The 24,036-nt window shown below is 68.9% G+C and carries 20 protein-coding genes and 2 tRNA genes; 11 read left to right on the plus strand and 11 right to left on the minus strand.

Annotated elements, in window-relative coordinates; all coding sequences use genetic code 11:
• Positions 1-29 precede the first annotated feature (29 nt).
• Positions 30-1,259: an MFS transporter gene (locus ACQCSY_RS05580; RefSeq protein WP_427133886.1), complete on the plus strand. Its 1,230-nt coding sequence runs from the start codon at positions 30-32 to the stop codon at positions 1,257-1,259.
• Between the two features lie 11 nt (positions 1,260-1,270).
• Here the strand turns inward: ACQCSY_RS05580 and ACQCSY_RS05585 are convergent, their stop codons facing one another.
• Positions 1,271-1,402, minus strand: a complete 132-nt coding sequence (locus ACQCSY_RS05585; RefSeq protein ID WP_427133888.1) for a hypothetical protein — start codon at positions 1,400-1,402, stop codon at positions 1,271-1,273.
• 20 nt (positions 1,403-1,422) lie between these two features.
• On the opposite strand from ACQCSY_RS05585, the gene ACQCSY_RS05590 reads away from it, so the two are divergent.
• Together ACQCSY_RS05590 and ACQCSY_RS05595 are read left to right on the plus strand one after the other, a co-directional pair.
• A complete protein-coding gene (locus tag ACQCSY_RS05590; protein ID WP_427133890.1) occupies positions 1,423-2,391 on the plus strand; it encodes a hypothetical protein in 969 nt (322 codons plus the stop codon).
• A 36-nt stretch (positions 2,392-2,427) separates the two neighbouring features.
• Positions 2,428-2,628 carry a hypothetical protein gene (locus ACQCSY_RS05595; RefSeq protein WP_427133891.1) on the plus strand — a complete coding sequence of 67 codons (201 nt, stop codon included), beginning with the start codon at positions 2,428-2,430 and terminating at the stop codon, positions 2,626-2,628.
• Between the two features lie 134 nt (positions 2,629-2,762).
• Here ACQCSY_RS05595 and ACQCSY_RS05600 read toward each other — a convergent pair whose 3' ends face one another.
• The 7 genes from ACQCSY_RS05600 to ACQCSY_RS05630 all read right to left on the minus strand — a co-directional run bounded on the left by ACQCSY_RS05600 (position 2,763) and on the right by ACQCSY_RS05630 (position 9,414).
• Positions 2,763-3,608 carry an aldo/keto reductase gene (locus ACQCSY_RS05600; RefSeq protein ID WP_427133893.1) on the minus strand — a complete coding sequence of 282 codons (846 nt, stop codon included), beginning with the start codon at positions 3,606-3,608 and terminating at the stop codon, positions 2,763-2,765.
• A 79-nt stretch (positions 3,609-3,687) separates the two neighbouring features.
• On the minus strand, positions 3,688-4,155 hold the full coding sequence (locus ACQCSY_RS05605) for a hypothetical protein (protein WP_427133895.1): 468 nt from the start codon (positions 4,153-4,155) through the stop codon (positions 3,688-3,690).
• A gap of 7 nt (positions 4,156-4,162) precedes the next feature.
• On the minus strand, positions 4,163-4,828 hold the full coding sequence (locus ACQCSY_RS05610; protein ID WP_427133897.1) for a bacterial proteasome activator family protein: 666 nt from the start codon (positions 4,826-4,828) through the stop codon (positions 4,163-4,165).
• Positions 4,829-4,993: 165 nt separating this feature from the next.
• On the minus strand, positions 4,994-5,185 hold the full coding sequence (locus ACQCSY_RS05615; RefSeq protein ID WP_427133899.1) for a YbdD/YjiX family protein: 192 nt from the start codon (positions 5,183-5,185) through the stop codon (positions 4,994-4,996).
• 13 nt (positions 5,186-5,198) lie between these two features.
• The gene (locus ACQCSY_RS05620; protein ID WP_427133901.1) at positions 5,199-7,514 is read right to left on the minus strand and encodes a carbon starvation CstA family protein; all 2,316 of its coding nucleotides are present in this window, start codon (positions 7,512-7,514) and stop codon (positions 5,199-5,201) included.
• 192 nt (positions 7,515-7,706) lie between these two features.
• Complete coding sequence (locus ACQCSY_RS05625) at positions 7,707-8,243, minus strand: PadR family transcriptional regulator (protein WP_427133903.1); 537 nt, start codon at positions 8,241-8,243, stop codon at positions 7,707-7,709.
• 187 nt (positions 8,244-8,430) lie between these two features.
• Positions 8,431-9,414, minus strand: coding sequence for an NAD(P)H-quinone oxidoreductase (locus tag ACQCSY_RS05630; RefSeq protein ID WP_427133905.1), 984 nt, complete (start codon positions 9,412-9,414; stop codon positions 8,431-8,433).
• Between the two features lie 159 nt (positions 9,415-9,573).
• On the opposite strand from ACQCSY_RS05630, the gene ACQCSY_RS05635 reads away from it, so the two are divergent.
• Positions 9,574-9,661 (plus strand) — tRNA-Ser (locus tag ACQCSY_RS05635).
• A 166-nt stretch (positions 9,662-9,827) separates the two neighbouring features.
• Here ACQCSY_RS05635 and ACQCSY_RS05640 read toward each other — a convergent pair.
• Entirely contained in the window at positions 9,828-10,775 is a 948-nt protein-coding gene (locus tag ACQCSY_RS05640) for an endonuclease domain-containing protein (protein ID WP_427133907.1), read from the minus strand.
• A 323-nt stretch (positions 10,776-11,098) separates the two neighbouring features.
• On the opposite strand from ACQCSY_RS05640, the gene ACQCSY_RS05645 reads away from it, so the two are divergent.
• The 3 genes from ACQCSY_RS05645 (at position 11,099) to ACQCSY_RS05655 (ending at position 13,756) form a co-directional block, all read left to right on the plus strand.
• Positions 11,099-11,908 carry a VOC family protein gene (locus ACQCSY_RS05645; protein ID WP_427133909.1) on the plus strand — a complete coding sequence of 270 codons (810 nt, stop codon included), beginning with the start codon at positions 11,099-11,101 and terminating at the stop codon, positions 11,906-11,908.
• A 286-nt stretch (positions 11,909-12,194) separates the two neighbouring features.
• Positions 12,195-13,538 carry a glycosyltransferase family 2 protein gene (locus ACQCSY_RS05650; RefSeq protein ID WP_427133910.1) on the plus strand — a complete coding sequence of 448 codons (1,344 nt, stop codon included), beginning with the start codon at positions 12,195-12,197 and terminating at the stop codon, positions 13,536-13,538.
• Complete coding sequence (locus ACQCSY_RS05655) at positions 13,535-13,756, plus strand: hypothetical protein (protein ID WP_427133912.1); 222 nt, start codon at positions 13,535-13,537, stop codon at positions 13,754-13,756. Before ACQCSY_RS05650 ends, ACQCSY_RS05655 begins: the two co-directional genes overlap by 4 nt.
• 94 nt (positions 13,757-13,850) lie before the next feature.
• Here the strand turns inward: ACQCSY_RS05655 and ACQCSY_RS05660 are convergent, their stop codons facing one another.
• On the minus strand, positions 13,851-15,899 hold the full coding sequence (locus tag ACQCSY_RS05660) for an FAD/NAD(P)-binding protein (protein ID WP_427133914.1): 2,049 nt from the start codon (positions 15,897-15,899) through the stop codon (positions 13,851-13,853).
• A gap of 99 nt (positions 15,900-15,998) precedes the next feature.
• Here ACQCSY_RS05660 and ACQCSY_RS05665 point away from each other — a divergent pair, with 99 nt between their 5' ends.
• The 4 genes from ACQCSY_RS05665 (at position 15,999) to ACQCSY_RS05680 (ending at position 21,901) form a co-directional block, all read left to right on the plus strand.
• Positions 15,999-18,278, plus strand: coding sequence for a prolyl oligopeptidase family serine peptidase (locus ACQCSY_RS05665; protein ID WP_427133916.1), 2,280 nt, complete (start codon positions 15,999-16,001; stop codon positions 18,276-18,278).
• 119 nt (positions 18,279-18,397) lie between these two features.
• Positions 18,398-18,485: transfer RNA gene (locus ACQCSY_RS05670), tRNA-Ser, on the plus strand.
• Between the two features lie 235 nt (positions 18,486-18,720).
• Positions 18,721-20,385: a phytoene desaturase family protein gene (locus ACQCSY_RS05675; protein ID WP_427133918.1), complete on the plus strand. Its 1,665-nt coding sequence runs from the start codon at positions 18,721-18,723 to the stop codon at positions 20,383-20,385.
• Positions 20,369-21,901, plus strand: a complete 1,533-nt coding sequence (locus ACQCSY_RS05680; RefSeq protein WP_427133920.1) for an MFS transporter — start codon at positions 20,369-20,371, stop codon at positions 21,899-21,901. Before ACQCSY_RS05675 ends, ACQCSY_RS05680 begins: the two co-directional genes overlap by 17 nt.
• On the opposite strand, the gene ACQCSY_RS05685 is transcribed toward ACQCSY_RS05680, so the two are convergent.
• The gene (locus ACQCSY_RS05685) at positions 21,846-24,023 is read right to left on the minus strand and encodes a RecQ family ATP-dependent DNA helicase (protein WP_427133922.1); all 2,178 of its coding nucleotides are present in this window, start codon (positions 24,021-24,023) and stop codon (positions 21,846-21,848) included. The two genes, ACQCSY_RS05680 and ACQCSY_RS05685, sit on opposite strands and share 56 nt — an antisense overlap.
• Between the last annotated feature and the right edge of the window lie 13 nt (positions 24,024-24,036).

A 24,036-nucleotide genomic window follows, 5' to 3' on the forward strand; every position in this document is an offset into this window, starting at 1 on the left:
CGCGGGAGGGCCCTCCCGCGGTGTCCGGCATGCAGCGGCGCCTGTCCTGGGGCCCGGTGGTCGGATTCGGACTGGTCAGCCTGGCGACGGACGTCGTTTCCGACGGCGCCCGCCCGCTGGCAGGTCCCCTGCTGGCCCAACTGGGCGCGTCCGCGCTGCTCGTGGGTCTCGTTACTGGAGGTGCCGAGGCCGCGGCTCAGGGACTCCGGCTGGTGTTCGGGCCCTGGGCGGACCGCACGCGCAAGTACTGGACCTTTACGATGGCCGGATATGCGCTGACTGCCGTGTGCGTCCCCCTGCTCGCGGTGGCGCCCCTGGCGGGGGCCGCCGGACTGGTCCTGGCCTCGGTGCTCATTATCGGAGACAGGGTGGGAAAAGCCGTCCGCAGCCCGGCCAAGACTGTCCTGCTGGCCGCCGCTGCCAAGCCGGTTGGCAGGGGGCGCGGCTTCGCCGTCCACAAGTCGCTGGACCTTGCCGGGGCGCTGCTCGGGCCGCTGCTCGTCTCCGCGGTGCTGGTTGCCGCCGGTAACCTGTCGGCGGCCTTCGCCGTGCTGGCCGTTCCGGCAGCCGCGGCACTGCTCCTGCTGGTGTGGCTGCGGCGCCGGGTCCAGGATCCGGGCAACGGCCCGGCCGCTCCCGCGGAAGGCGACGTCGAGCCCCCTGTACCGCAGGGCGCCGCCGGGCAGCCGCCTGCCGGCAGACCGGCGTCGGTCTTCTCCGGCGTCTTCATCCTGTTTGCCGTGGCAGCGTTCTTCTGGAGTGCGGGTCTGGTTGCCTTCGGGGTCATTTCCTTCCACCTCACGACGACGGTGGCCGTTCCGGTGTCGGTGGTCCCGTTGCTGTACGCCGCCGCGATGGGCGCGGCGGCACTCGGGGCCCTGGCCACCGGGGTCCTGTACGACCGTGCCGGGGCGGCTGTACTGCTGGCGCTGCCCGTGCTGATCGCTTCCGTGCCGGTGCTGGCCTTGGCGCCGGGCGCCGGACTCGTCCTCGCCGGCATCCTCGTCTGGGGCATCGCCACCGGCATCCAGGACTCCACGGTCAAGGCGCTGATCGCCGATCTGGTGCCCGAACTCCGGCAAGGCACGGCCTACGGCGTGTTCGCGGCCTTCGAGGGGGCCGGGGCGCTGGCGGGCGGGGCACTCTACGGGGCGCTCTACGATGCCCGGCCGCTGCTCATCGCGGCGGTGGCCGTGTTGCAGGCCGCTGCCTTGGTGGTGCTCCTCGTGACGCTGCGGAAGGTGCGCCCCGCGTCCTGACGACCAGGGCCTCAGCGCCCCGAGGCTTTGTCCGGCTGCAAGGACGCCGTCCCGAACATCCGCTGCAGGAAGGGCAATTCGACGGCGGCCACCTGAAGCACGGTCGGCAGCAGGACTGATCCCCACAGCCGCTTGCCCGCCAATTTGCTCCTATGATTCTTGCATGGGAGCGCGGGAACTGGGGGGCATTGCGGGGCAGCTGTATGCCTTGCCGTACGGCGATTTTGTGGCCGCCCGGACGGCCGCGGCCAAAGAAGTGACCGCGGCTGGCCCCGCCGCCGAAGAACAGCGGTCCCTGGCCGCGGAAGTGCGTTCCCTGCCCAAGCCCTCCGTTGCGGCGTGGGCGGTGAACATGCTCGCGGCGCACCATCCCGAAACCCTCCGCGACCTGGCCGAGCTGGGGAAGTCGATGCGCGCCGCGCAGTCCGCCTTGGACGCCGCGGGGCTCCGCAGCCTGGGGCAGGAGCGGCGGCAGCTGCTGTCCGGTGCGGTGAGGACGGCACGCGCCGTGGCGGAGCAGCGGGGCCGGAAGATCAGCGACGCGGTGGCGACCGAGGTGGAGCAGACGCTGCGGGCCGCCACGGCGGACGAGGGGGCGGCGGCTGCCGTGCAGAGCGGCCGTCTGCTGCGGGCGCTCTCAGCGGACGGGGTCGACGTCGTCGAACTGGCAGGTGCCGTGGCGGTGCCCGGCAGCGGAGCAGGCAGTGAAACAGCCAGCGGACCAGGCCCGGTGCCCGGCGTGGCCGGCGCCCCCGGGCGGCGGCCGGCGGAGCAGCCACTCTTGCGGGCCGTCCGGAAGGAGCCGCGGGCGCCCGCACCGTCGGCCGTGGAACGGGCCCGGGCCGGCCTGCAAGCGGCCGAACAGGCGGCCCGGGCAGCCGCCGAAGAAGCCCTCCGTTGCGAAGAGGAGCTGGCCGCCGCAACGGCGGAGGCCACCAGGCTCGCCGACGAGGAACGCCGCATCAGGGAGCGGCTGCGGCGGACGGAAGAGGAGCTCAAGGGGGCGCGGAAACGCCGTGACCTTGCCGCGGCCACAGGGCAGCAGGCGGCCCGTGCCGCGGACAAGGAACGGCGCAAAGAAGTCCTCGCCCGGGAACGCTTGCTGAGGCTCGGCAACACGCCGGAGTCATAAAGTCTTACTGTCAGAGGCCTGTTGCACACTGGAATCATGGAGAACAACCAGGATTTCGAAGCCGCCCCCTATTTTGAAGTCACCTATCTGGATACGGACTCCGGCCGGATCCGCACCGAGCTCTTCGATGACGCCGCGGAGGCGGACCGCTTCGCGAGCCGGCGCATCGCGGATGCGGACGGCTGGGCCGTTGTCGACGCCGTGTCGGTGAAGAAAGTGGACCGGGCAGCCGCCTGAGCGACGGACCAGAGAGATGAGGGTCGCCACGGGCCCGCAACCGTCGGGACGGCAGCAGGGCCCTCACCCTTGCGGATGAAGGCCCTGCTGCGCGCATCGGCGGCTCCGCCAGGCGCGGCTCCGCCAGGCGCCTCTTAGGCGAAGTCGGAGACCGCCGGGTCGGGGCCGATGCGTCCGGTACCCTCCGCGGAGCGGTCCAGGCCGTTGATGGCTTCGACGTCGGTCTCGTCAAGGGTGACGTCCAGGGCCCCGTAGTTCTCGCGGATCCGGGACTCCGTCACCGACTTGGGGATGACAACGTTGCCGATGGCCAGGTGCCAGGCGATGACAACCTGGGCAGGAGTGGCGCCGTGCTTGGCTGCGATCTTCGCGATGACCGGGCTTTCCAGGAGCTCGCCGCCCTGGCCCAGCGGTGACCAGGCCTGCGTGAGGATGCCCTTGGAGGCATTGAATTCGCGCAGCTCCGCCTGGTTGAAGAACGGGTGGAGTTCGATCTGGTTGATGGCCGGAACCACGCCGGTCTCATCGATGAGGCGCTGCAGGCCTTCCTTGGTGAAGTTGGAGACACCGATGGTCTTCACGCGGCCCTGCTTCTGGAGCTCGATGAGCGCCTTCCAAGTGTCGACGTACTTGTCCTGCTTCGGCTGCTGCCAGTGGATCAGGTACATGTCCAGGGTATCGAGGCCGAGCCGCTCCATGGACTCCTCGAAGGCCGTCAGCGTGGACTCATAGCCCTGGTCCGCGTTCCACAGCTTCGTGGTGATGAAGATGTCCTCCGGCTTGAGGCCCGAGCGTTCGATCGCCTGGCCCACGCCTGCTTCGTTGCCGTAGATCTTCGCGGTGTCGATGTGGCGGAAGCCGGCCTCGAACGCCTGGACAACCACCTTTTCGGCCACGTCGTCTTCAACCTGCCACACACCGTAGCCGAGCTGGGGGATGGTGTTGCCGTCATTGAAAGTAAGAACAGGAGAAAAAGTCATTCTTTTATCCTGCCAACATCCACGCGGTCCGGCCAGTGTCAGGGCGAAGCTAAGCTAGGCGCGTAACCGGGAATAAGGCTCAGCCGGAGTGCCGGCCGCTCTCGGCGGCCTCCGCCAGCCGCCGTTCGGCGTCGCCGACCTGTTCCAGCACGGATTCGGCGCGACGCCGCACGGACGCCGAACCCGCGGGAACCGGCCCGACGGCGAGGCGGAGCATCGCCGCCGCTTCCGCCGTCGTGGCCAGGGAGTTGCCTGCCGTGGACAAGGAACGGTGGACTCCTGCCAGCGCCCCGGGAATGTCGAGGCCGTCGCTGGGTGAGCGCCGCTGGGCCTCCACGCAGATCCACCGGACCCGGGCGGAGAGGGCTGACAGCTCGTTGCCGATTTCTACGAGCTCGCCATACAGGTCTTCATCCTCGACGCCTTCGAGGACCTGGTGGTAGCGGTCCAGTCCGCGGTTGAAGCGGTCGTGGGCCCGCCGCCAGAGGCCCTTGCCGAGCTCGGCGTCGTCTTTGCGTCCCTGCCGGGCGGCGCTGAACAATCCCAAGGCTGCCCTAGAGGTACTGGCCGGGGCCGTGGTCCGGATCAGCGGGCTCGGGAGGCTGTGAGCCGTCCGCACCGCGTTTCGGCGCGGCCGCCCGGACCGGTTCACCGTTCTCCCCGATGACAACGCCGGGCGCGATCACCGTTCCCGGCGGCAGCTGGCGGAGCTGCATCTGCGCGTAAGCGTGCTCCCGCGCGGCGTGCTGGGCGGCGATGGCGGTCTGGATGCCGTGGAAGAGGCCCTCGAGCCAGCCGACCAGCTGGGCCTGGGCGATCCGCAGTTCGGCGTCGGAGGGGGTTGCATTCTCGGGGAAGGGAAGGTTGATCCGTTCGAGCTCCTCGACGAGCTCCGGGGCGAGGCCGTCCTCGAGCTCCTTGATGGAGCGTTCATGGATTTCAGCCAGCCGGACCCGGGCCGCGTCATCCAGCGGCGCGGACTTCACTTCGTCCAGCAGCTGCTTGATCATGGTCCCGATCCGCATGACCTTCGCCGGTTCGTCCACGAGGTCCTGGAGCTCGCTGCCCCTGGGCGGCCTGGGCACCGGTCCTCCGGCGGATCGGGCTGAAGCGGCGGCCGGCGGCGTCCGCGGCTCGCCGTCCGTGGGCAGTCCGTTGTCCAGGGTGGTGCCTTCGACGGGAACATCCTCGGCGGACTGAGTGTCGTTCTGATCGCTCATGGCTTCATACTCTCATGCGCCGGGGACCGGCGATCCGGTCAGCCGCCGCCGTCGAGCCGCAGCGGTTCAGCAACGGAGGAGGGGCGCCGTCGAGTGCTGTTGTGCCCGACGGCGCCCCTCCTCCGGACCCGCTGCCGGCCTCAGCAGCCCAGCAGCACCGGCCTCTCAACAGCAGCGGCCCTGCGGGTTGCTGTCCTGGCGGTCATTCCGGTCCCGCCAGAACTCGCGCTCCGTCAGGGGCGGACCGGCGTGGCCCGAGGCCTCATGGTGCTCCAGGTACTTCCTGTACGCATCTGCGCCAAGGACGCCGCCGAGGTACCCGGCAAATCCCCGGAACCCTGCCAGTACCCCGTTCATGTCAGGCTCCGCATCAGTGGTGCGTGGCCTTTTCGAGCCGACGATCTGCCGAGAGCTGATTCCACTCCGCCATGAGCTCACGCTCGGCTGCGGTGGGAATGAACCCGGCCGGGGAGTAGACCCGGGACGGCTGCGCTTGGTCTTCATGTTCGGCATTGGCGATCCCGGCGGCCGTGTTGCGGAGGGCCTTGATCGTCGCGGCCACCGCGGTGATGATGACGATGATGCTCAGCACCACGAATGTGACCGACAGCCAGCCCTGGATCATGGTGTTGCGGACCACGGCTTCCATGGCGGCCTGGGTCTTGGCCGTACCGAAGGAGGTCTTGCCGTCCGCGAGTGCCTTGGTGAAAGCGGCGTTGTTGGCGAAATAGCCAACGGCCGGCACCGGTGAGAAGATCTTCTGGAAGCTGGCCGTGATGGTCACGACGGCAGCGAATGCCAGCGGCACCGCCACAATCCACAGGTACTTCCGGGCGCTGCGCTTTGCCGCGATGGCCAGGCAGACCGACAGGGCGATTGCTGCCAGCAGCTGGTTGGCGATGCCGAACAGCGGGAACAGCGTGTTGATGCCGCCCAGCGGGTCCGTGACACCCATCAGCAGCACGGCACCCCAGGCGACGACCATGACGGCGGTGCAGATCCAGGCACCGGGCCGCCAACCGTGTTCCTTGAACTTGGGGACGAAGTTGCCGATCGAATCCTGCAGCATGAACCGCGCAACCCGGGTGCCGGCGTCGACGGCGGTCAGGATGAACAGTGCCTCGAACATGATGGCGAAGTGGTACCAGAAGGCCATCATGGCCGTGCCGCCGATGAACTGCTGCATGATGTGGGCCAGGCCGACGGCGAGGGTTGGGGCGCCGCCGGAACGCGAGATGATGCTTTGCTCCCCCACGTCCTTGGCCGTCTGCGCGAGCTGGCCAGGGGTGATGTTGACGCCGGCCAGGCCCAGGCTGTTGACCCACTGCGCCGCCGTTTCGACGGTTCCGCCGGTGAGCGCCACTGGGGCGTTCATCGCGAAATAGATGCCGCGGTCAATGGAGATCGCGGCCACGAGCGCCATGATCGCCACGAACGACTCCATCAGCATGCCGCCGTAGCCGATCAGGCGGGTCTGGCGTTCCTTCTCGATCAGTTTCGGCGTGGTGCCGGAGGCGATCAGGGCGTGGAAGCCGGACAACGCGCCGCAGGCGATGGTGACGAAGAGGAAGGGGAACACGGCCCCGGAGAAGACCGGCCCGTTGTCCCGGCCGGCGAACTCGCTGAAGGCCGGAACCGTGATTTCCGGGCGGACGACGATGATGGCCAGGGCCAGCATCACGATCACGCCGATCTTCATGAAGGTGGAGAGGTAATCGCGGGGTGCCAGCAGGAGCCATACCGGAAGGATGGCCGCGATGAAGCCGTAGATGATTAGGCCCCAGGCGATGGTGACCTTGTCCAGGTGGAAGAACGCGGCGCCCCACTCGGTGCCGGCCACGGCGCCGCCGCCGATGATGGCGGCCATGAGCAGCACGAAGCCGATCAGCGAGACTTCCATGACCTTGCCGGGCCGGATGTAGCGCAGGTAGACGCCCATGAACAGGGCGATCGGGATGGTCATGCCCACCGCGAAGACACCCCAGGGGCTTTCGCCCAGGGCGTTCACGACGACGAGGGCAAGGATGGCGACGATGATCACCATGATGAGCAGCGTGGCCACGAGGGCGGCGGTGCCGCCGATCACGCCGAGTTCCTCGCGGGCCATCTGGCCCAGCGAACGACCGCCACGGCGCATTGAGAAGAACAGTACAAGATAGTCCTGGACCGCGCCGGCGAGGACGACGCCGATGATGATCCAGATGGTGCCCGGCAGGTATCCCATCTGCGCCGCGATGACCGGGCCCACCAGCGGGCCGGCGCCGGCGATGGCGGCGAAGTGGTGGCCGAACAGGACGTTGCGGTCCGTGCGGACGTAGTCCTTGCCGTCGGCCTTGTATTCGGACGGGGTGGCGCGGCGGTCATTCGGCTTGAGCAGGTACCGCTCAATGACCTTGGAGTAGAAGCGGTAGCCGATCAGGTACGTGCAGACGGACGCGAACACAAACCAGATGGCGTTGACGGTTTCGCCGCGGATGATCGCGAGCATGAACCAGGCCAGGCCGCCCAGCAGCGCGATGGCCGCCCACAGCGCAATCTTGGCCGGTGTCCATCTCCGGTCTTCGGCGTCCTGGACGGATTCGTCCACGGATGGGGCCGGAAGGGCCGGGTCCGGGGTGAGGCCGTCGTCGCGTTGTACGGTGCCGTGCCTTCTGCTGCCTTGCTTGCCATCTGGCATTGTGCCCATGTCTCCTCCTTGAGAAACCCAGCTTGGCAGTCCACCGGTGCAGAACTGCCCCACGCACCGTACCAACGTGGCATGGCCACGGACGCGGCTGTGCGCCCGGCGGTGCGGTTGGCGCGACGAACGGTCGGGCAGGTGTGCGGCGGGAGCGGGCGGGCGCGCGGCGGGAGCCGGCGGCCGGACCTTTCCGAAGGGTTATCCCGGCGGATTGGTCAGCTGCATCAGCCGGGCCTCGCAGAGGTCCAGCCAGCGGACTTCGGCTTCGGTCTGGAAGATGAGTGAATCCAGCACCAGGAGCCTTGCGGTGTCGACCGGCCGCTGCAGGGCGGCGGTGTCACGGCGGGACTTGGTGTAATCCTGCAAGGCCCGAATGGAGACAGCCCGCTGTGCCTGGATGATGGCGCCGACGTCGATCCCGGGAATCGTCAGGCCTAGGGCGAGTTTGATGGCCAGTTCGTTCCGCGGCGGGTTGGTGCGGGCCACGGGCGACGTGAACCAGCCGCTGACCTCCGACTGGCCGGCCGGGGTGAGGCTGTAGATCACGTGACCGTCGCCGTCGGCGCCGTCCCTGCGGACAAGGCCGTCACGTTCCAGCCGGTCGAGGGTGGTGTACACCTGGCCGATGTTGAGCGGCCAGGACGAGCCGGTGCGGTCCTCGAATTCGATCCTGAGCTGGTAGCCGTAGCGCGGCCGGTCCTGCAGCAGGGCGAGGAGGCTGTGACGGATAGACATTTTGCTCCCGGAGATCGCGGAACGACACAGCATACACGCGCCCCAAGACGCGTGTATACCGCGTATGGAATCACATTATCGTCATTGGCGCCCCGTGGGCAAACAGCGCATGCCCCAGCCGGTATAAGTCCTCGGTGACCTGCGGCTTGGCGGCCTGCCCCCGCTACTTCGGGAGCTACATCACCAGCTACATCACCAGCAGGACCTTGCCGACGTGGTCGCCCGAATCGAAATACCGGTGCGCGGCGGCAACCTCGTCCAGCGGGAACGTCTTGGCCACGAGCGGCCGGATCCGCCCGTCGGTCAGCAGCGGCCACACGGCGTCGCGGACGGCGTTCATGATCACGGTCTTTTCCTCGACCGGGCGCGGACGCAGTGCAGTGGCGATGATGGCGGCCCGCTTCTTCAGCAGCTGGCCCAGGTCCAGCTCCGCCTTGGACCCGCCCTGCAGCCCGATCACCACGAGCCGTCCGTAATCGGCCAGGGCGTCGACGTTTTGATTGAGGTATTTGGCGCCGACGACGTCGAGGATCACGTCCGCCCCTTTGCCGCCGTTCTGCGCGCGCAGGCTCTCCGGAAAGTCTTCCTCGGCGTAGTTGATGGCGATGTCGGCCCCGAGGAACGCCTTCGCCGTGCCGACCTTTTCCGCGTTGCCCGCCGTCGTGGCCACACGTGAGCCTAACGCCTTCGCCAGCTGGATGGCCATGGTGCCGATGCCGCCCGTGGCCCCGTGAATGAGCACGGTTTCGCCCGGCTGCAACTGCGCCGTCATGATCAGGTTGGAGTAGACCGTGGCCGCGACTTCCGGCAACGATGCGGCGGTGACGAGGTCCACGCCGTCGGGAATCCTTAAGACCTGCCCGGCCGGAACGGCCACCTGCTGGGCGTAGCCGCCACCGGCGAGCAGTGCCACCACCTTGTCCCCCACGGAGAAGGGCTTGGTCACGCCCGGGCCGAAGCCGGCGATCCTGCCGGAAACCTCCAGCCCGGGAATCTCCGAGGCGCCCGGCGGCGGAGGGTAGTGGCCCTTACGCTGCTGGACGTCGGCGCGGTTCAGGCCGGCGGCCACGACGTCGATCAGCACCTCGCCGTGCCCGGGGACCGGGGCCTCGACCTCACGGACTTCCAGGGCCTCCGGTCCGCCGGGTTCTGAGATATAGACGGCCTTCATGGAGAACTCCCGATTCCTAACTGGCTTCGTGCACGAGTGCGCCGCGCAAACCAGGTCCGATCAACACCTTCCCCCAGAATATGGGGAGGAGCTGCACCCGTCCGCAAGCGCAGCGCGTTTTTTGTGGCAGCCGACTGCCTATGAAAGACTACTCGTTAGGGAAGGTTGTCCGAGCGGCCGATGGAGCTGGTCTTGAAAACCAGTGTGCGGTGACCCCGTACCAAGAGTTCGAATCTCTTACCTTCCGCGAATAATGCCCCCGGCGCCTGCGAATCACGCGGGAACCGGGGGCTTTTTGCGCCCCGGGAGCACACCAGGCCTGCGGATCAGGCGCGCGGATCAGGCGCGGGCGGATCAGGGCGCATGCCCGGCCGGGATCCGCCCTGATCTGCCCGCGCGACGCCCGCCTCAGTTCAGCCGGGCCAGCCCTGTGCCCGCAAGGCCTGCCGGACCCGCACCAGCACCCAGTCGTCGCCGTTTCTGACGTCGAGCTTGTTTATGACCAGCTGCCGCCAGCCGGCGCTCGCGGTACGTTCGTTGCGCAGCGCATCGGACTGCTGCTGGGCCGGCGTCAGGTGGTGACCGCCGTCGTACTCCACGGCCAGACGGTATTCCGGACAGCCGAGATCCATCCACAGCGGGGTGCCCACGGAATCCATGAGGACGTAGTTCGGCTCAAATCGCGGGATGGCGGAACACCCGAAGAGCAAGCGGAGCCGTGTTTCGGGCGGGGAGTCGACGCCGAGGCAAACCAGTTCGAGGGCGCTCCGGAGCAGCGGAAGGCCGGCGACGCGGCTCTTCTGCTCCACGTACAGGAGCAGGTCCCTCAGCGGAAGCCGGGCGATCCTCCGGTGCTGGTACCGCGGGTGCTCACAGACGAGGTCGTCGGCAATGACCACGATGTCTTCGCGGGTCAAGGCCCCGGTTCCGGCCAGATCCACCAGGGTCCGGGGTATGGAGGTGACGGGAACGCCCTGCAGCATCAACACGTCCTCGGGCGGCAGGGCGGAGCGGTGGCCAACGACCCCCTTCCGACGGGGAGCGGCGGACCCGTTCCGGGTCAGGTGCAGGATCCGGGCTGAAAGCGGAAGCCGGACGCCCGCAACGCCACCGGGCAACTTGAAGGCGTGGATTTCCGCGGCCGAGAAGAAGCTGACGGTATCGGCGGTGCCCATCGGTGTGTAAGGCCTGGCCCGCGCCAGGAGTGACTGCTCCGGCCCTGCGGGCACCCGGATGCCGCGGCTCGGCACGTGGATATCCTTGGCTTTGGCCCGCCACGGGGAGAGTCCATCCAGCCGGGCTTCGCCGATCGTGAATGAACCTGCCGCCAGTCCCTCCGGCAGGGGTTTCGCCGTCGCCATTGGACAATTAGGCCACAGGACGGCGGCAGACGCGCCGGGTTATCCACAGCCCCGGGGTGACAGGATCGGCGTCGGACCTCGCGTGCGGGCAGATCAGGGCGGATGGCCGGCCGGGATCCGCCCTGATCTGCCCGCGGCAGGCCTCCGCCACTCGCCGCCGGCCGCGTTGGAGCTTCCGCCGGCGCCCATCGTCAGGCCCGGATCCTGCGGACCATTGCAACAGTCGTGCCCCCGACATAGTCTCTGTGTTGTCTCCACCACCCACCCGAATCCGGCGGCCGCCGCAACTGGCACGAGCCGCCGAACTAGAGAAGGAGCCCTCAATGCCAACACCCGAACACTCCAACGGCGCACCATGCTGGAACGATCTGATGACAGCGGACACGGAAAAAGCCAAATCGTTCTACGGCACGATCTTCGGCTGGGACTTCCAAACCGGTGACGAGGAAAAATACGGCGGCTACATCACGGCGTGGAAGAACGGAAAGTCCGTGGCCGGAATGATGCAGAAGCAGGAAGGCCAGGCGGGCATGCCGGACACGTGGTCCACGTACCTGCGCTCGGATGACGCCGCGGCAACCGTCAAGGCCGCGGCCGAGCACGGCGGGCAGGTCTACATGGAACCCATGGACGTGCCGGAGCAGGGCCACATGGCCATGATCGGCGACGCCGCCGGCGCAGCAATCGGCGTGTGGCAGCCGGGCGAGATGAAGGGCTACGAGTTGGCCGAGGAACCCGGGGCCCCCGTCTGGCACGAGCTGCACACCAAGGACTACACCACGGCCGTCAAGTTCTACCAGGACGTCTTCGGCTGGGACACCGATGTCATGAGTGACACCCCCGAATTTAAGTACACCACCCTCGGCGCCGGCGACGCCGCCAAGGCGGGCATCTTCGACGCCTCCGGCTTCCTCCCGGAAGGGGTGCCGTCCAACTGGCAGGTCTACTTCGGCGTGGAGAACGCCGACGCCGCCGCCGCCAAGGCCGTTGAACTGGGCGGCACGGTTCTCCGCGCCCCCGAAGACACCCCGTACGGCAGGAATGCAACCCTTGCCGATTCGACCGGCGCCGTATTCATGATCAGCCAGGAACTGCCCCGCGGCGGCGCATCCACCCCGACGCAGGAGGCCTGAAGGGCTGATTCCCCTGCTCGCATGCCCTAGCCCGCACCAGTGAGCATGCCCGCCCCCGGGCCGCAGCAATGGACATTTAGGCCAAGTGTCCCCTGTTGAGCCCGGGGGTGGGGCATGCCCACTTTTCATGTGAAACCAATGTGACAGATGATGCACATGAGACAGTGCTAGCATCCAGCGAATGGGCAGAGGACGGTTCCACCAGGAGGTCGGCCTCGTGATTGCGGTCGCGGCATCCGCCGGAGCCACGCTCCTCTAGTTCACCGTGGTCGCGGGCGGGCCGGACATGGCTGTCGAAACCACCCACGAAGTCGTTGTCGGCGTCTGGAGCCTGCTCTGCAATACCGATGCCCCGGCCCCGCGCGTGATCTTCGCCGCCATCGCCCTCGCCCTCCTGATGGCCGCCGGCGTCGCACTGCTTGAACGCCGGATCACCGCCAGAACCCGCCGGTCCTCAAATCCGCGGATCACTCCCCTCGCACCCAAAGTGGTGATGGCGGCAACCCACGGCGTGTTCGCCGGGCCAGTGACGGTGACCGTGCTGATCCCTGCCTACAACGAGCAAGCCTCACTCCCTTCCACGCTCGCCTCCCTCCTGGCCCAGTCCCACCGCCCGGAGCGCATCATCGTCGTCGCGGACAACTGCACCGACTCGACCGCCGACCTCGCCCGGCGGGCCGGCGTCGAGGCCATCGAATCCGTCGGCAACACGCAAAAGAAAGCCGGCGCCCTCAACCAGGCGCTCAAGCAGCTGCTTCCGGGCCAAAGCGACAACGACGTCGTCATGGTGATGGACGCTGATACCCAGCTCGACGACGGGTTCCTCGCCGCCGCCGTCGCACGCTTCGTCAAGGACCGTGCGCTGATGGCCGTGGGCGGGCTCTTCTACGGCGAGGAAGGCCACGGCCTGCTGGGTCAGTTCCAGCGCAACGAATACATCCGCTACGGTCGGCAGATACGACGACGACGGGGCCGCGTCTTTGTGCTCACCGGCACTGCCTCCCTGTTCCGGCCCCGCGCCCTGCGCACGGTCGCCGAACAACGTGGCCATTCTCTTCCTGGCTCAGCCGGAGATGTCTACGACACCGCCGCGCTGACGGAGGACAACGAGTTGACGATCGCACTGAAATCCCTCGGCGCGCTGATCATCTCCCCAACGGAATGCACCGTGGTCACCGAACTGATGCCGAGCTGGCGCACGTTCTGGGCGCAACGGCTTCGCTGGCAGCGGGGCGCCCTTGAGAACATCGGCGCCTACGGGATCACACCCCAGACGATGCGTTACTGGGCTCAGCAGCTGGGGATCGGCTACGGCGTCATTGCCCTGGGCTGCTACCTGTTGCTCCTGCTGCTCATGCTGCTCATGCTGCTGTCCCTGGATGACTGGATCTGGTTCCCGTTCTGGGTGGGCCTGGGCGTCCTCTTCAGCATCGAGCGCGTGGCCACGGCCTGGCACGGCGGCTGGCGGGCACGCCTCCTGGCCATGACGCTGTTCCCCGAGCTGTTCTTCGACATGTTCCTCAACTTTGTCTACGTCAAAGGGATCGTCGACATTTCCCTGGGCCGGACCGCGAAGTGGAAACACCTCACGCACACAGGCTCCGACACTCCCGCGAAGGTGGGCCCGTGATCCCCGGCCTCCGCGTTCCTGCCGGCATCCTGTTTCCCGAGTCGTTCCTGCACACCCCGTGGTTCGCCATCATGGCGACCTTCGTGGCGATCCACACGGTCATGTACGCCGCATTGGCGGTCTCGAAGCTCCTGCCCAAGGTGCACCGCCCGAATTGGCTACGCCCCCGCCATGAACGCGCCGAGACGCGCAGCATCTACCCGGACGGGCCGCGCTGACCACGCCCTGCACCAATGAGCATGCCCTCCCCTGGGCTGCGGCCATGGACATACAGGCCATATGTCCGCCGCTCAGCACAGGAGTGGGGCATGCTCAATTTTGCGTTGCGGCCTCGACGCCGAGGATGTCGCGGGCGATCTCATCGGCGTCGTGCAGCGTGCGCTGGCCGCTGCGGTAGACGGGGCCGGACTTCGGCCAGGCCTCGGCCGCGATGGCTGTGCCCCACTGCGCGGCGGACAGCTGGAGCCCCAGGACGTAGAGGCCGTCCGTCACGGAGCCGTTCGCCCCCAGCGGCCGGTACGGGTGCGGGACAACATCCAGCCCGGATGTCTGCACCGGGGTGCCTTCCACCGTCATCATGAGGCGCGGGCGCACCAGCCCCTCGGCGAGCAGCTGTTCCAGCAGGGGCGAGGAGTTGACGGCGACCCGGTTGGCCGGCGCGAGCGCCTCGATCATGGCGACGGCCGCCACGGCGTCGCCCGCCATGCCGCTGCGCTCGGCTCCGCCGTCCGGGCCGCCGCCCACCCACGGCGATGCCGCGGTGAACGTCCCCGCCTTGCGGTCCACGCCGAACTTGGGATCCGGACCGACGAACCGCACGACGCCGGCGCGGACCAGGGCCGCCAGCTGTTTGGCACGCAGCGCCGGCGGCCCGCTGGCAAGGCCTTCCACGAACGATTCGAACCAGCCGCGCAGCCCTGCGACCCACGACTCGTCCGTGATGCCGCCGTCGGCCACGGCCGTCTTGAGCACCGCCCGGCCGTGGTGCAGGGCGCCGATCGTCATCTTCACGGGGTCGTCCTCGCCGAGCGCCGAACGCCGGGCATCATCCATCAGGTAGTCGACGACGGCGGCGTCCAGCTCGGCCCGGGAGCTGAACGAGCGCCCGGCCAGGGGCGCCGCGAGGCCGGGCAGGTCCAGGCGGTGGGCCGGCCGGATGTGCACGTCGATCACCGATTCCGCGGCGTCCTCCCATTTGCCCGTGGAATGCGCGTGCGGGTGCAGGGACTCCTGCAGCGCCCGCAGGAACTCGGCCGGATCCGTCAGGATCGCGCCGGGCTGCGAGCGCGCGAGCGTCGAGTAGTAGGCCCAGACGGCGTCGCGGTGCAGGAGCGGCCAGAGGTCGTGGTCGAAGGAGGGCCGGATCCCCGCATCGGCGAACTTCGCGATCGCGCCCTCGGTGCAGTAGCGCAGCGACACCGCGGCAGGGTAATAACCGGTCAGGGCGGCCTTGGCCCGGTAGGGGGTGCCGCGGCGTGAAGCGGCGATGATGAGCGGTTCGCGGCCGGACGGCAGGTACGTCAGTTCGCCGCCGTCCTCCCCCGCACGGAAGCTGCCGCCGCGCCCCTCCGTCAGCTGGCCCATCACGTCAAAGAAATTCAGGCCCATGCCGCGCACCAGGACCGGCTTGACGGCCGGCACCAGGGACCAGTCGACGTCGGCCGGCGCGGCCGGAGGCAGGTACAGGAGCCCGAGTTCCTCCGCGGCGGCCCGTAGCTCCCGCTGTTCCGCGTTCAGCTGCGCTTCGAGGTGGCCCAGGGCCAGCACCACGGAGTCGACGGTGAGCACCGCGCCGTCGTCGAGCCCGACGTCGAACCTCACCCTCCCGCCCTGGGAACCGTCCTGCCCGGCGGAAGCGGTGCCGCTGTCGCCGGCGGCCGCGGCGTGCCTGACGGACGTCGCCGTCGCCTGGTGGAAGTCCACGGTGACACCGGCCGGCAGCCGGGTGAGCAGTTGCTCGAGCGTGCACCGGAGGTAGCGGCCGTACAATGCGCGGCTGGGAAAGTCCGCCGGGCCCAGCCCGGAGAGTTCGGCCCGTTCCTGGGCGGTCAGCGAGGGATGGGGATGCCGCCGCTGGAGTTCGCGCCAGCCGTCAAAGGTGTGTCCGGCCAGCGGCTTAACCAGTTCCCGGTCTTCGGGGACGATCGTGGGGTAGAAGGACTGCGTGTTCATCAGGTACAGCCGGGACTGGCCGGGCTGCCACACGTGTCCCGGGCCCGCCGGATAGGGGTCAACCACATCGAGGTGGAGGGTATCTGCGGGTTTGGCGGGCGTCCAGTTGGCGAGAAGCCGCTCCAGCACGCTCGTGCCCCGGGGGCCGGCGCCTATCAGTGCCGTCCGGATGCTCTGCGATGTGCCCACGGCATCCAGCGTATCCGCAACTGGATTGCAGCTCTGACGTGGTTGCCCGACTGGCGCCTTGACTTGCTACCGCCGCGCTGATGTTGCTTGGATGGAAGGATGACCACCACAGAAGCTGCTCACCAGCCCGCGTCCGGCCGGCCTTCCGGATCAGTCCCGGGCGCCGGGACCGTCCCTGAACCCGTCGACGAGAACATCTGGCTTGAGGAGGTCTACGGCGAGGAGCAGCTGGCCTGGGTCCGGGAGCAGAATGCCCGCACCGAGGAGCTGCTCGAGGATGCGGACTTCGCCGCGCTCGAGGGCAGCATCCTGGAGGTCCTGGACTCCACGGACCGGATCCCCATGGTGGGCAAACACGGCGAGTGGTACTACAACTTCTGGAAGGACCGGGAGAACCCCAAGGGCCTGTGGCGGCGGACCAGCTGGGAGAGCTACACCAGCGGATCCCCCGAGTGGGACGTCCTCCTGGACGTCGATGCCCTCGCCGTGGCGGAAGGCCAGGAATGGGTCTTCCATGGCGCCAACTTCCTCCGCCCTGCCGCCGGCGACCCGCACCGGCTGGCCCTGCTGGCTTTCTCCCCCGACGGCGGCGACGCGAACCGCTACCGTGAGTTCGACGTCGAGACCCGCGGTTTCGTCGACCCCGTGGCGGGCGGCTTTGACCTCCCGACAGGGAAGGGCAGCGCCTCTTGGCTGGACGCGGACAACCTGCTGGTCGCCACCACCGCCGAGGGGCTGCCACGCACCACCTCGTCCTATGCCCGGACCGGCGTGAAGCTTGGCCGCGGCGTTTCCCTGGCGCAGGCCGAGCGGCTGTTCGAGATCCCCGAGGACCACATGATGGCGATCGTGGCGCACGACTCCACGCCGGGCTTCGAACGGACGTTCGCCGTGGACTGGATCAGCTTCTTCGAGAAGAGCACCTCGGTGCTGCGCGACGGCCAGTGGCTGGAGATGGATGTTCCGAATGATGTGAACCTGAGCGCGCACCGCGAATGGCTGATGTTCCGGCCGCAGCGCGACTGGAGCGTCAACGGGACCACGTACCCAGCCGGTTCCCTGCTCGCCGCCGACTTCGAGGACTTTCTTGCCGGCAGCCGGGAGCTGTCAGTGTTGTTCACCCCGGATGCGAACACCTCACTGCAGTCCTGGAGCTGGACGCGGGACTTCCTGCTGCTCAACCTGCTCCGGGACGTCTCCTCGGAGATCCGGGTCCTGGATCCGCAGCGGCCGGGCACGGATGCCGCCTGGGCCTCCACCCGGCTGGACGCCTGCCCGCCGCTGCACGACGTCAACGCCTTTGCCGTCGACGACGAGGACGACGCCGAGGTCTCCGGCGACGACGGCACCGGCGGCGCTGCATCGGTGTCCGAGGGCGAGGCCCCCGGCGCCGGGAACGACTTCTGGCTCGTCGCCACCGGCTTCACGACGCCCAGCACCCTCACCCGGGGAACGCTCAAGCGGTCCGGTCACGGTGCGGTCAGCACGCACGAGGTGATCCGCTCCTCGCCGTCGTTCTTCAATGAAGCGGATTACGAGGTCCAGCAGCACTTCGCCGTGTCCAAGGACGGCACCCGGGTGCCGTACTTCCAGGTGGCCTCGAAGGACCTGGTCCTGGACGGCCAGAACCCGACCCAGCTCTCCGGCTACGGCGGCTTCGAGATCTCGCGGACCCCGGCGTACAGCGGTGCGATCGGCCGGGCCTGGCTGGAACGTCGCACCGCGGAGTCCGCCGGCGCCGACGGGGAGGCCCCGCATACCCGCGGTGGCGTCTACGTGGTGGCCAACATCCGCGGCGGCGGCGAGTACGGGCCGTCCTGGCACCGCGCCGCCCTGCAGGAGAACCGGCACCGGGCCTTCGAGGACTTCGCCGCCGTGGCACGGGACCTGATCTCCCTCGGCGTCACCTCGCGCCAGCGCCTCGGCTGCGTGGGCGGGTCCAACGGCGGCCTGCTGGTGGGCAACATGCTCACGCAATATCCGGAACTGTTCGGCGCCGTGTCCTGCGGGGTCCCGCTCCTGGACATGCGCCGGTACACCAAACTGTCCGCCGGGAACTCCTGGATTGCCGAGTACGGCGACCCCGAGGTGCCGGAGCAGTGGGAGTTCATCAAGACGTTCTCGCCCTACCACCTGCTCAAGGACGGCGTGGACTATCCGGAGACATTCATCTGGACCGCTACCTCGGACGACCGCGTGGGTCCCGTCCAGGCCCGGAAGATGGCAGCCCGCATGCAGGCCATGGGAATCCCCAACGTCTGGTTCCACGAGGCACTCGAAGGCGGCCACGCGGGGGCGTCCGACAACCGGCAGGCGGCCGCCCTGCAGAGCCGCAGCCAGTACTTCCTGTGGCGTTCGCTGGCCGGCCGGACAGCCTGAGTCCGCATTCCGCGGGGGCGACCACAACGCGGGGTCACACCGCGTTGTCCGCTTGGGTTGTCCGTTTTGCACTGCATGGCCCCTTCTGCGTATCCTTGGTTGGCTAGTTACTAGCAATTGGAGACGTGCCAGAGCGGCCGAATGGGCTTCACTGCTAATGAAGTGTGGGGCACAACTCCACCGGGGGTTCAAATCCCCCCGTCTCCGCGTTTGGCCCCGGTCCCTGACCGGGGCCTTTTGCGTTTCCGGGGCCTTTCGCGTTTCCGGCCCTGTCTGCGGCGTTATTCCGGGGGTTCTTCCCGGGTTCTGGTCAGCGCGCGGGCAGATCAGGGCGAATCGCCGTCGTCCATTCGCCCTGATCTGCCCGCGCCGTCCGGGTGCCAGCCGTCCGGGGGCCGGACGCCTCGCGCCTTCCGGCGGGTCCGGATGGCAGGATAGGCCCATGTCGGGCAACAACGCGTTTGACGCGATCATCGTAGGCGGCGGCCACAACGGCCTTGCCGCGGCTGCGTATCTGGCCAAGGCCGGCCGGGACGTCCTGTTGCTGGAGAAACTCGAGCACCCCGGTGGCGCCGCTGTGTCCGCGCAGGCGTTCGACGGCGTCGACGCCCGCCTGTCGCGCTACTCCTACCTGGTCAGCCTCCTGCCGCAGCAGATTATCGACGACGTCGGCCTGCGGATCCGGCTGGCACGGCGGCGTTACTCGTCCTACACCCCCGATCCGCAGGACGGCAGCCGGGCCCTGCTGGTCGACAACGGGGACGCCGCCGCCACCGCGGCATCCTTTGCAGCCGTCGGCGCCCCCGACGACGAGTTCCGCGCCTTCACCGAGTTCTACGCCGGCTGCCGGAAACTCACGGAAGCGCTCTGGCCCACCATGACCGCACCGCTGCGGACACGGTCCGAGGCGAGGTCCCTCGCCGCCCGGGCCGGCGCCGCCGAGGCCTGGGACGCGATGATCGAGCGGCCGATCGGCAACGTCATCACCAAGGAACTGCACAACGATCTGGTCCGCGGCGTGGTCCTGACCGATGCCCTGATCGGCACGTTCGCCCGGGCGGACGACGAAGACCTCCAGCAGAACATCTGCTTCCTGTACCACCTGCTCGGCGGCGGGACAGGCGACTGGGATGTGCCGGTCGGCGGCATGGGCGCCGTGTCCGGTGAGCTGGAACGCGCCGCCCGCGCCGCCGGCGCAACCATCCTGACCTCCGCGGACGTCACGGCGATCCGCCCCGGCGGCGTCGTGGACTACCGCCGCGGCGGGCAGGACCATACGGCCACGGCACCGTGGATCCTCGCCAATGTGGCCCCCGTGGTCCTTGGCCGGCTGCGGGCCCGGGGCGCGGCCGACAGCGCGGTCATCGCCGGCACCAGCGCGGCCGAGAGCGCCGGCACCGCGGCGTGCCTCAGGACGGAAAACCCGAACCATCTCCGCGAAGGCGCCCAGGTCAAGGTGAACCTGCTGCTCAAGCGGCTCCCCCGGCTGCTGGACAGGACCGTCAGCCCGGAGGCGGCCTTCGGCGGGACGTTCCATATCAATGAGACCTGGTCCCAGCTCGACGCCGCCTACCTCAGCGCCGCGGCCGGAACCGTGCCCGCGCCGCTGCCGTGCGAGATCTACTGCCATTCGCTGACCGACCCCAGCATCCTGTCTCCGGAACTGCAGGCAGCAGGCGCCCACACCCTCACCGTTTTCGGCCTGCACGTCCCGGACCGGCTGGTCACGGCGGAGAACAACGAGGACCGGCGCGCCGAACTGCAGGCCGCCGTCCTGACATCCCTCAATTCCGTGCTGGCCGAGCCCATCCAGGACCTGCTGCTGACCGGCCCGGACGGACGCCCCTGCATCGAAACGAAGACCACGCTGGACATCGAACGCGCCGTCGGCATGCCGCGGGGGAACATCTTCCACGGCGGGCTCGACTGTCCGTTCGTGGAAGACGGCGCACCGCTTGACACGCCGGCCCGGCGCTGGGGCGTGGCGACCGATGATCCGCAGATCCTGCTCTGCGGCTCCGGCGCACGCCGCGGCGGAGCCGTCAGCGCAATCGGCGGCCACAACGCCGCCATGGCCGTGCTGGAATCGTATGAGCACCCCTCCTGACAGGCCCGACGCTGACGGGCCCGACGCTGACAGGCCCGGTGCTGACAGGCCCGGCGCTGACAGGCCCGACGCCGCCACGATCACGGACGCCTGGAGCCCCCGGCTGGCCCTGCTGGTCGCCGCGACATTCTTCATGGAATTCCTCGACGGGACCGTCCTCACCACCGCCATTCCCAGCATTGCCGCCGATTTCTCGGTGGCGGCCGCTGACGTCAACATCACCATGACGGCCTACCTGATGACCGTGGCGATGGGGATCCCGCTCAGCGGCTGGCTCGCGGAACGTCTCGGGGCACGGCGGGTCTTCTGCCTTGCCATCGCCACGTTCACTGCCGCTTCCCTGCTCTGTGCGCTCAGCCAGGACCTCACGATGCTGACCCTGAGCCGCGTGCTTCAGGGGGCCGGCGGGGCGATGATGGTCCCTGTGGGCACCCTCGTGGTGCTCCGCGGAACACCGAAGAAGGACCTGCTGCGGGCCACGGCCTATCTGGTGTGGCCGGGCCTGCTGGCGCCGGTCCTCGCGCCGCTCGTGGGCGGGGCGCTGACCACGTACCTGTCGTGGCACTGGATCTTCCTGGTCAATCTCCCCTTGGGGCTGGCGGCGTTCCTGGCCGCCCTGCGCCTCGTCCCCGCTGCCGCCGGTGACAGCAGGCGCCGGCTGGACTGGCCGGGGCTGGCATTGACCACCCTCGGCGTCGGGGCCCTGATGGTGGGCCTGGAACTCGCGGGCGGACACCGGTCCGGGACGCCGGCGGCTGTGGGCATCGTCGCGGGGCTGGCATTCCTGGCCGCCGCCGTGACCTGGATGCGGCGGGCCCGGACCCCCTTGTTCAACTTGTCTGTCTTCTCCACGAGGACGTTCCGTGCGACGGCCACGGGCGGTTTCATCTACCGGCTGACCATCAGCTCTGTGCCGTTCCTGCTGCCGCTGATGTTCCAGAACGGCTTCGGCTGGGACCCCATGCACGCCGGGATCATGGTGGCCGCGGTGTTCGTGGGCAACATCGGGATCAAGCCGGCCACGACGCCTATCATCCGGCGCTTCGGGTTCAAGCCCGTGCTGGCGTTCGCCTCGCTGGCCTCCGCGGCCACCTTTGCGCTGTGCGCACTGATTGAGGCCGGAACTCCGGAGCCGCTGGTCTTCGCGCTGCTGGTGGCCAGCGGAGCGTTCCGTTCCATCGGGTTCTCGGCGTACGCGTCCGTCCAGTACGCCGACGTCGACCCCGCCCAGCTGCCGTCCGCCAACGCCGTCTCCGCCACGCTCGTGCAGCTCGCGGCCGGAGCCGGGATCGCGGTTGGCGCACTGCTGCTCCGGATCTTCGGCTCAGCCGGCTTGATCCCGGGCACGGCGGCCGGTGACCCGACGGCACCGTACCGGAGTGCCTTCCTGGCCATTGCCGCCGTCATGCTCCTGAGTACGCTTGACAGCCTGGCACTTCCCCGCCATGCAGGAGCCGAGGTCAGCCGGCCTGGCCAAGCACCAACGGCAGCACAGCGCCGGCGCCCGCAAGCCTGAGAGCCCGTCCCGCCACGGTGACGGTCCAGCGGCTGTCGACAAGATCGTCCACAAGCATCACGCTCTGGCCCTGGAACCCGGCGAGGGCCGCTTCCAGCTCCTGGCCCACGACAAGGCGGTCCCAGACCCCGGCGAGCCGGTAGGCGCTGTTGCCGCCGCGCCCGCCCGTGGGTCCGCCGTGTTGGAGCTGCAGCTGCCCCAGGTACGGGATGCGGCCGATCTCCGATATCCCCCGGGCCAGGGAATCGACAAGTCCCGGTTTGCCCCGGGAGGGGACGCTGATGATCGCGGCGGGACGGCAGGCCCCGCTCCAGCCCGGGTTGCGGCCGTCTCCGGTGCCCCATTCGCGCAGCACCTGGACGCAGGCCTGCAGCATCCCGGAGTCCACGGGCCGGTCCGCCGCACCGGCGGCGAAGGCTTCCCGCAGGGCGCCGCCCCAGCCCAGGTCCGTCAGTCGCGCCAGCACCCGACCGTTGGCGAGGCTTTCCTCGGCCTTGATCCTGCCCTTCACCGGCACGCCCAGGCGGTCCATGCCGCTGGGCCACTGCAGCCGCGGCTCCAGGACGACGCCGGCGCGGCTCAGCGTCTGGCCGGCGGCTTCCGTCGCGGACGCGGCGATGTCGGCCGGGAACCATTGGCCGGCGCAGTTGTCGCAGCGGCCGCAGGCGTGGGCGGTCTCGTCGTCGAGGACCGAGGTGATGTACTCCATCCGGCAGCCGGCCGTGTCCTGGTAGATCAGCATGGAATCCTGCTCATCCACGCGGGCCTCCGCGATGCGGCCGTACCGCTCGGCGTCGTAGCTCCACGGCTCGCCGGTGGACCGCCAGCCGCCGCCGACCCGCTCTACGGCCCCGTCCACGGCGAGGACTTTCAGCAGCAGCTCCAGCGGGGTCCGGCGCAGGTCAACCCGGGCCTCGAGCGCCACCGTGGACACTGCTGTTCCTGCTTCGGCTAGGGCGGTCAGCACGGCGGCGGCCTTCTCCTCGGACGGCATGGACGCGGTGGCGAAGTACTGCCAGATGTCGCGGTCCTCGGAGCCGGGCAGCAGCAGGACGTCGGCGTTCGCCGCCCCTCGGCCGGCACGGCCCACCTGCTGGTAGTAGGCCACGGGAGACGACGGCGCCCCGAGGTGCACCACAAAGCCGAGGTCCGGCTTGTCGAAGCCCATGCCGAGGGCTGACGTGGCCACGAGGGCCTTGACCTGGTTTTCTTTGAGGAGCTGTTCGGCGCGTTCTCGGTCCGCGGGGTCGGTGCGGCCGGTGTAGGCGAGCACCTCGTGGCCTGCTTCGGCCAGGAGGCGGGCGGTGTCCTCGGCCGCGGACACCGTGAGCGTGTAGATGATCCCGCTGCCGGGCAGGTCTTTCAGGTGCGTCAGCAGCCAGCCCAGCCGTTCGCGGGAGTCCGGCAGGGTCAGCACCCCGAGCCGCAGCGACTCACGGCCCAGGGCACCGCGGATGGTCAGGACGCCGTCGCCGAGCTGTTCCTCGATGTCATGGACCACCCGGGAGTTGGCGGTGGCCGTGGTGGCGAGCACCGGCACAGTTTCCGGCAGCTGGGATATCAGGTCCGCGATGCGCCGGTAGTCAGGGCGGAAGTCGTGGCCCCAGTCCGAGATGCAGTGCGCCTCATCGATCACCAGGAGCCCGGTGCGGCGGACCAGTTCCGGCAGCTGGTTTTCGCGGAAGGAGGGGTTGGTCAGCCGTTCCGGTGACACCAGCAGCACGTCGACCTCGTCGGCGGCGAGCTGCTCCCGGACGGTGTCCCAGTCCAGTTGGTTGGCGGAGTTGATAGCCACCGCCCGGACCCCGGCCCGCGCCGCGGCCGCCACCTGGTCGCGCATGAGCGCCAGCAGCGGGGACACGATCAGCGTGGGCCCGGCGCCGCGGCGGCGCAGCAGCAGGGAGGCGACGAAGTACACGGCCGATTTTCCCCAGCCGGTGCGCTGCACCACCAGGGCCCGCCTGCCGCCGTCGACCAGCGCTTCAATGGCCTCGAACTGGCCGTCATGGAACTCGGCCCCCGGATGCCCGACCAGCTCGCGCAGCACTTCCTGGGCCTGGTCCCGGGTCGCGGAAGAAGTGATGGATGCGGAAAGGACTGCAGCGTTCTGGTGATTGGCCATTGCTTCAGTATCC

It is taken from the genome of Pseudarthrobacter sp. S9 (assembly GCF_050156545.1).
Classification (GTDB): domain Bacteria; phylum Actinomycetota; class Actinomycetes; order Actinomycetales; family Micrococcaceae; genus Arthrobacter.

Excerpts from the sequence above, each read along its gene's own strand:
- ACQCSY_RS05600 (WP_427133893.1), bottom strand. The coding sequence starts at position 3,608 with ATGACTTTTTCTCCTGTTCTTACTTTCAATGACGGCAACACCATCCCC.
- ACQCSY_RS05640 (WP_427133907.1), bottom strand. The coding sequence starts at position 10,775 with ATGGCGACGGCGAAACCCCTGCCGGAGGGACTGGCGGCAGGTTCATTC.
- ACQCSY_RS05675 (WP_427133918.1), top strand. The coding sequence starts at position 18,721 with ATGTCGGGCAACAACGCGTTTGACGCGATCATCGTAGGCGGCGGCCAC.
- ACQCSY_RS05610 (WP_427133897.1), bottom strand. The coding sequence starts at position 4,828 with ATGAGCGATCAGAACGACACTCAGTCCGCCGAGGATGTTCCCGTCGAA.
- ACQCSY_RS05680 (WP_427133920.1), top strand. The coding sequence starts at position 20,369 with ATGAGCACCCCTCCTGACAGGCCCGACGCTGACGGGCCCGACGCTGAC.
- ACQCSY_RS05620 (WP_427133901.1), bottom strand. The coding sequence starts at position 7,514 with ATGGGCACAATGCCAGATGGCAAGCAAGGCAGCAGAAGGCACGGCACC.
- ACQCSY_RS05650 (WP_427133910.1), top strand. The coding sequence starts at position 12,195 with ATGGCTGTCGAAACCACCCACGAAGTCGTTGTCGGCGTCTGGAGCCTG.
- ACQCSY_RS05645 (WP_427133909.1), top strand. The coding sequence starts at position 11,099 with ATGCCAACACCCGAACACTCCAACGGCGCACCATGCTGGAACGATCTG.
- ACQCSY_RS05615 (WP_427133899.1), bottom strand. The coding sequence starts at position 5,185 with ATGAACGGGGTACTGGCAGGGTTCCGGGGATTTGCCGGGTACCTCGGC.
- ACQCSY_RS05590 (WP_427133890.1), top strand. The coding sequence starts at position 1,423 with ATGGGAGCGCGGGAACTGGGGGGCATTGCGGGGCAGCTGTATGCCTTG.
- ACQCSY_RS05685 (WP_427133922.1), bottom strand. The coding sequence starts at position 24,023 with ATGGCCAATCACCAGAACGCTGCAGTCCTTTCCGCATCCATCACTTCT.
- ACQCSY_RS05625 (WP_427133903.1), bottom strand. The coding sequence starts at position 8,243 with ATGTCTATCCGTCACAGCCTCCTCGCCCTGCTGCAGGACCGGCCGCGC.
- ACQCSY_RS05630 (WP_427133905.1), bottom strand. The coding sequence starts at position 9,414 with ATGAAGGCCGTCTATATCTCAGAACCCGGCGGACCGGAGGCCCTGGAA.
- ACQCSY_RS05595 (WP_427133891.1), top strand. The coding sequence starts at position 2,428 with ATGGAGAACAACCAGGATTTCGAAGCCGCCCCCTATTTTGAAGTCACC.
- ACQCSY_RS05580 (WP_427133886.1), top strand. The coding sequence starts at position 30 with ATGCAGCGGCGCCTGTCCTGGGGCCCGGTGGTCGGATTCGGACTGGTC.
- ACQCSY_RS05665 (WP_427133916.1), top strand. The coding sequence starts at position 15,999 with ATGACCACCACAGAAGCTGCTCACCAGCCCGCGTCCGGCCGGCCTTCC.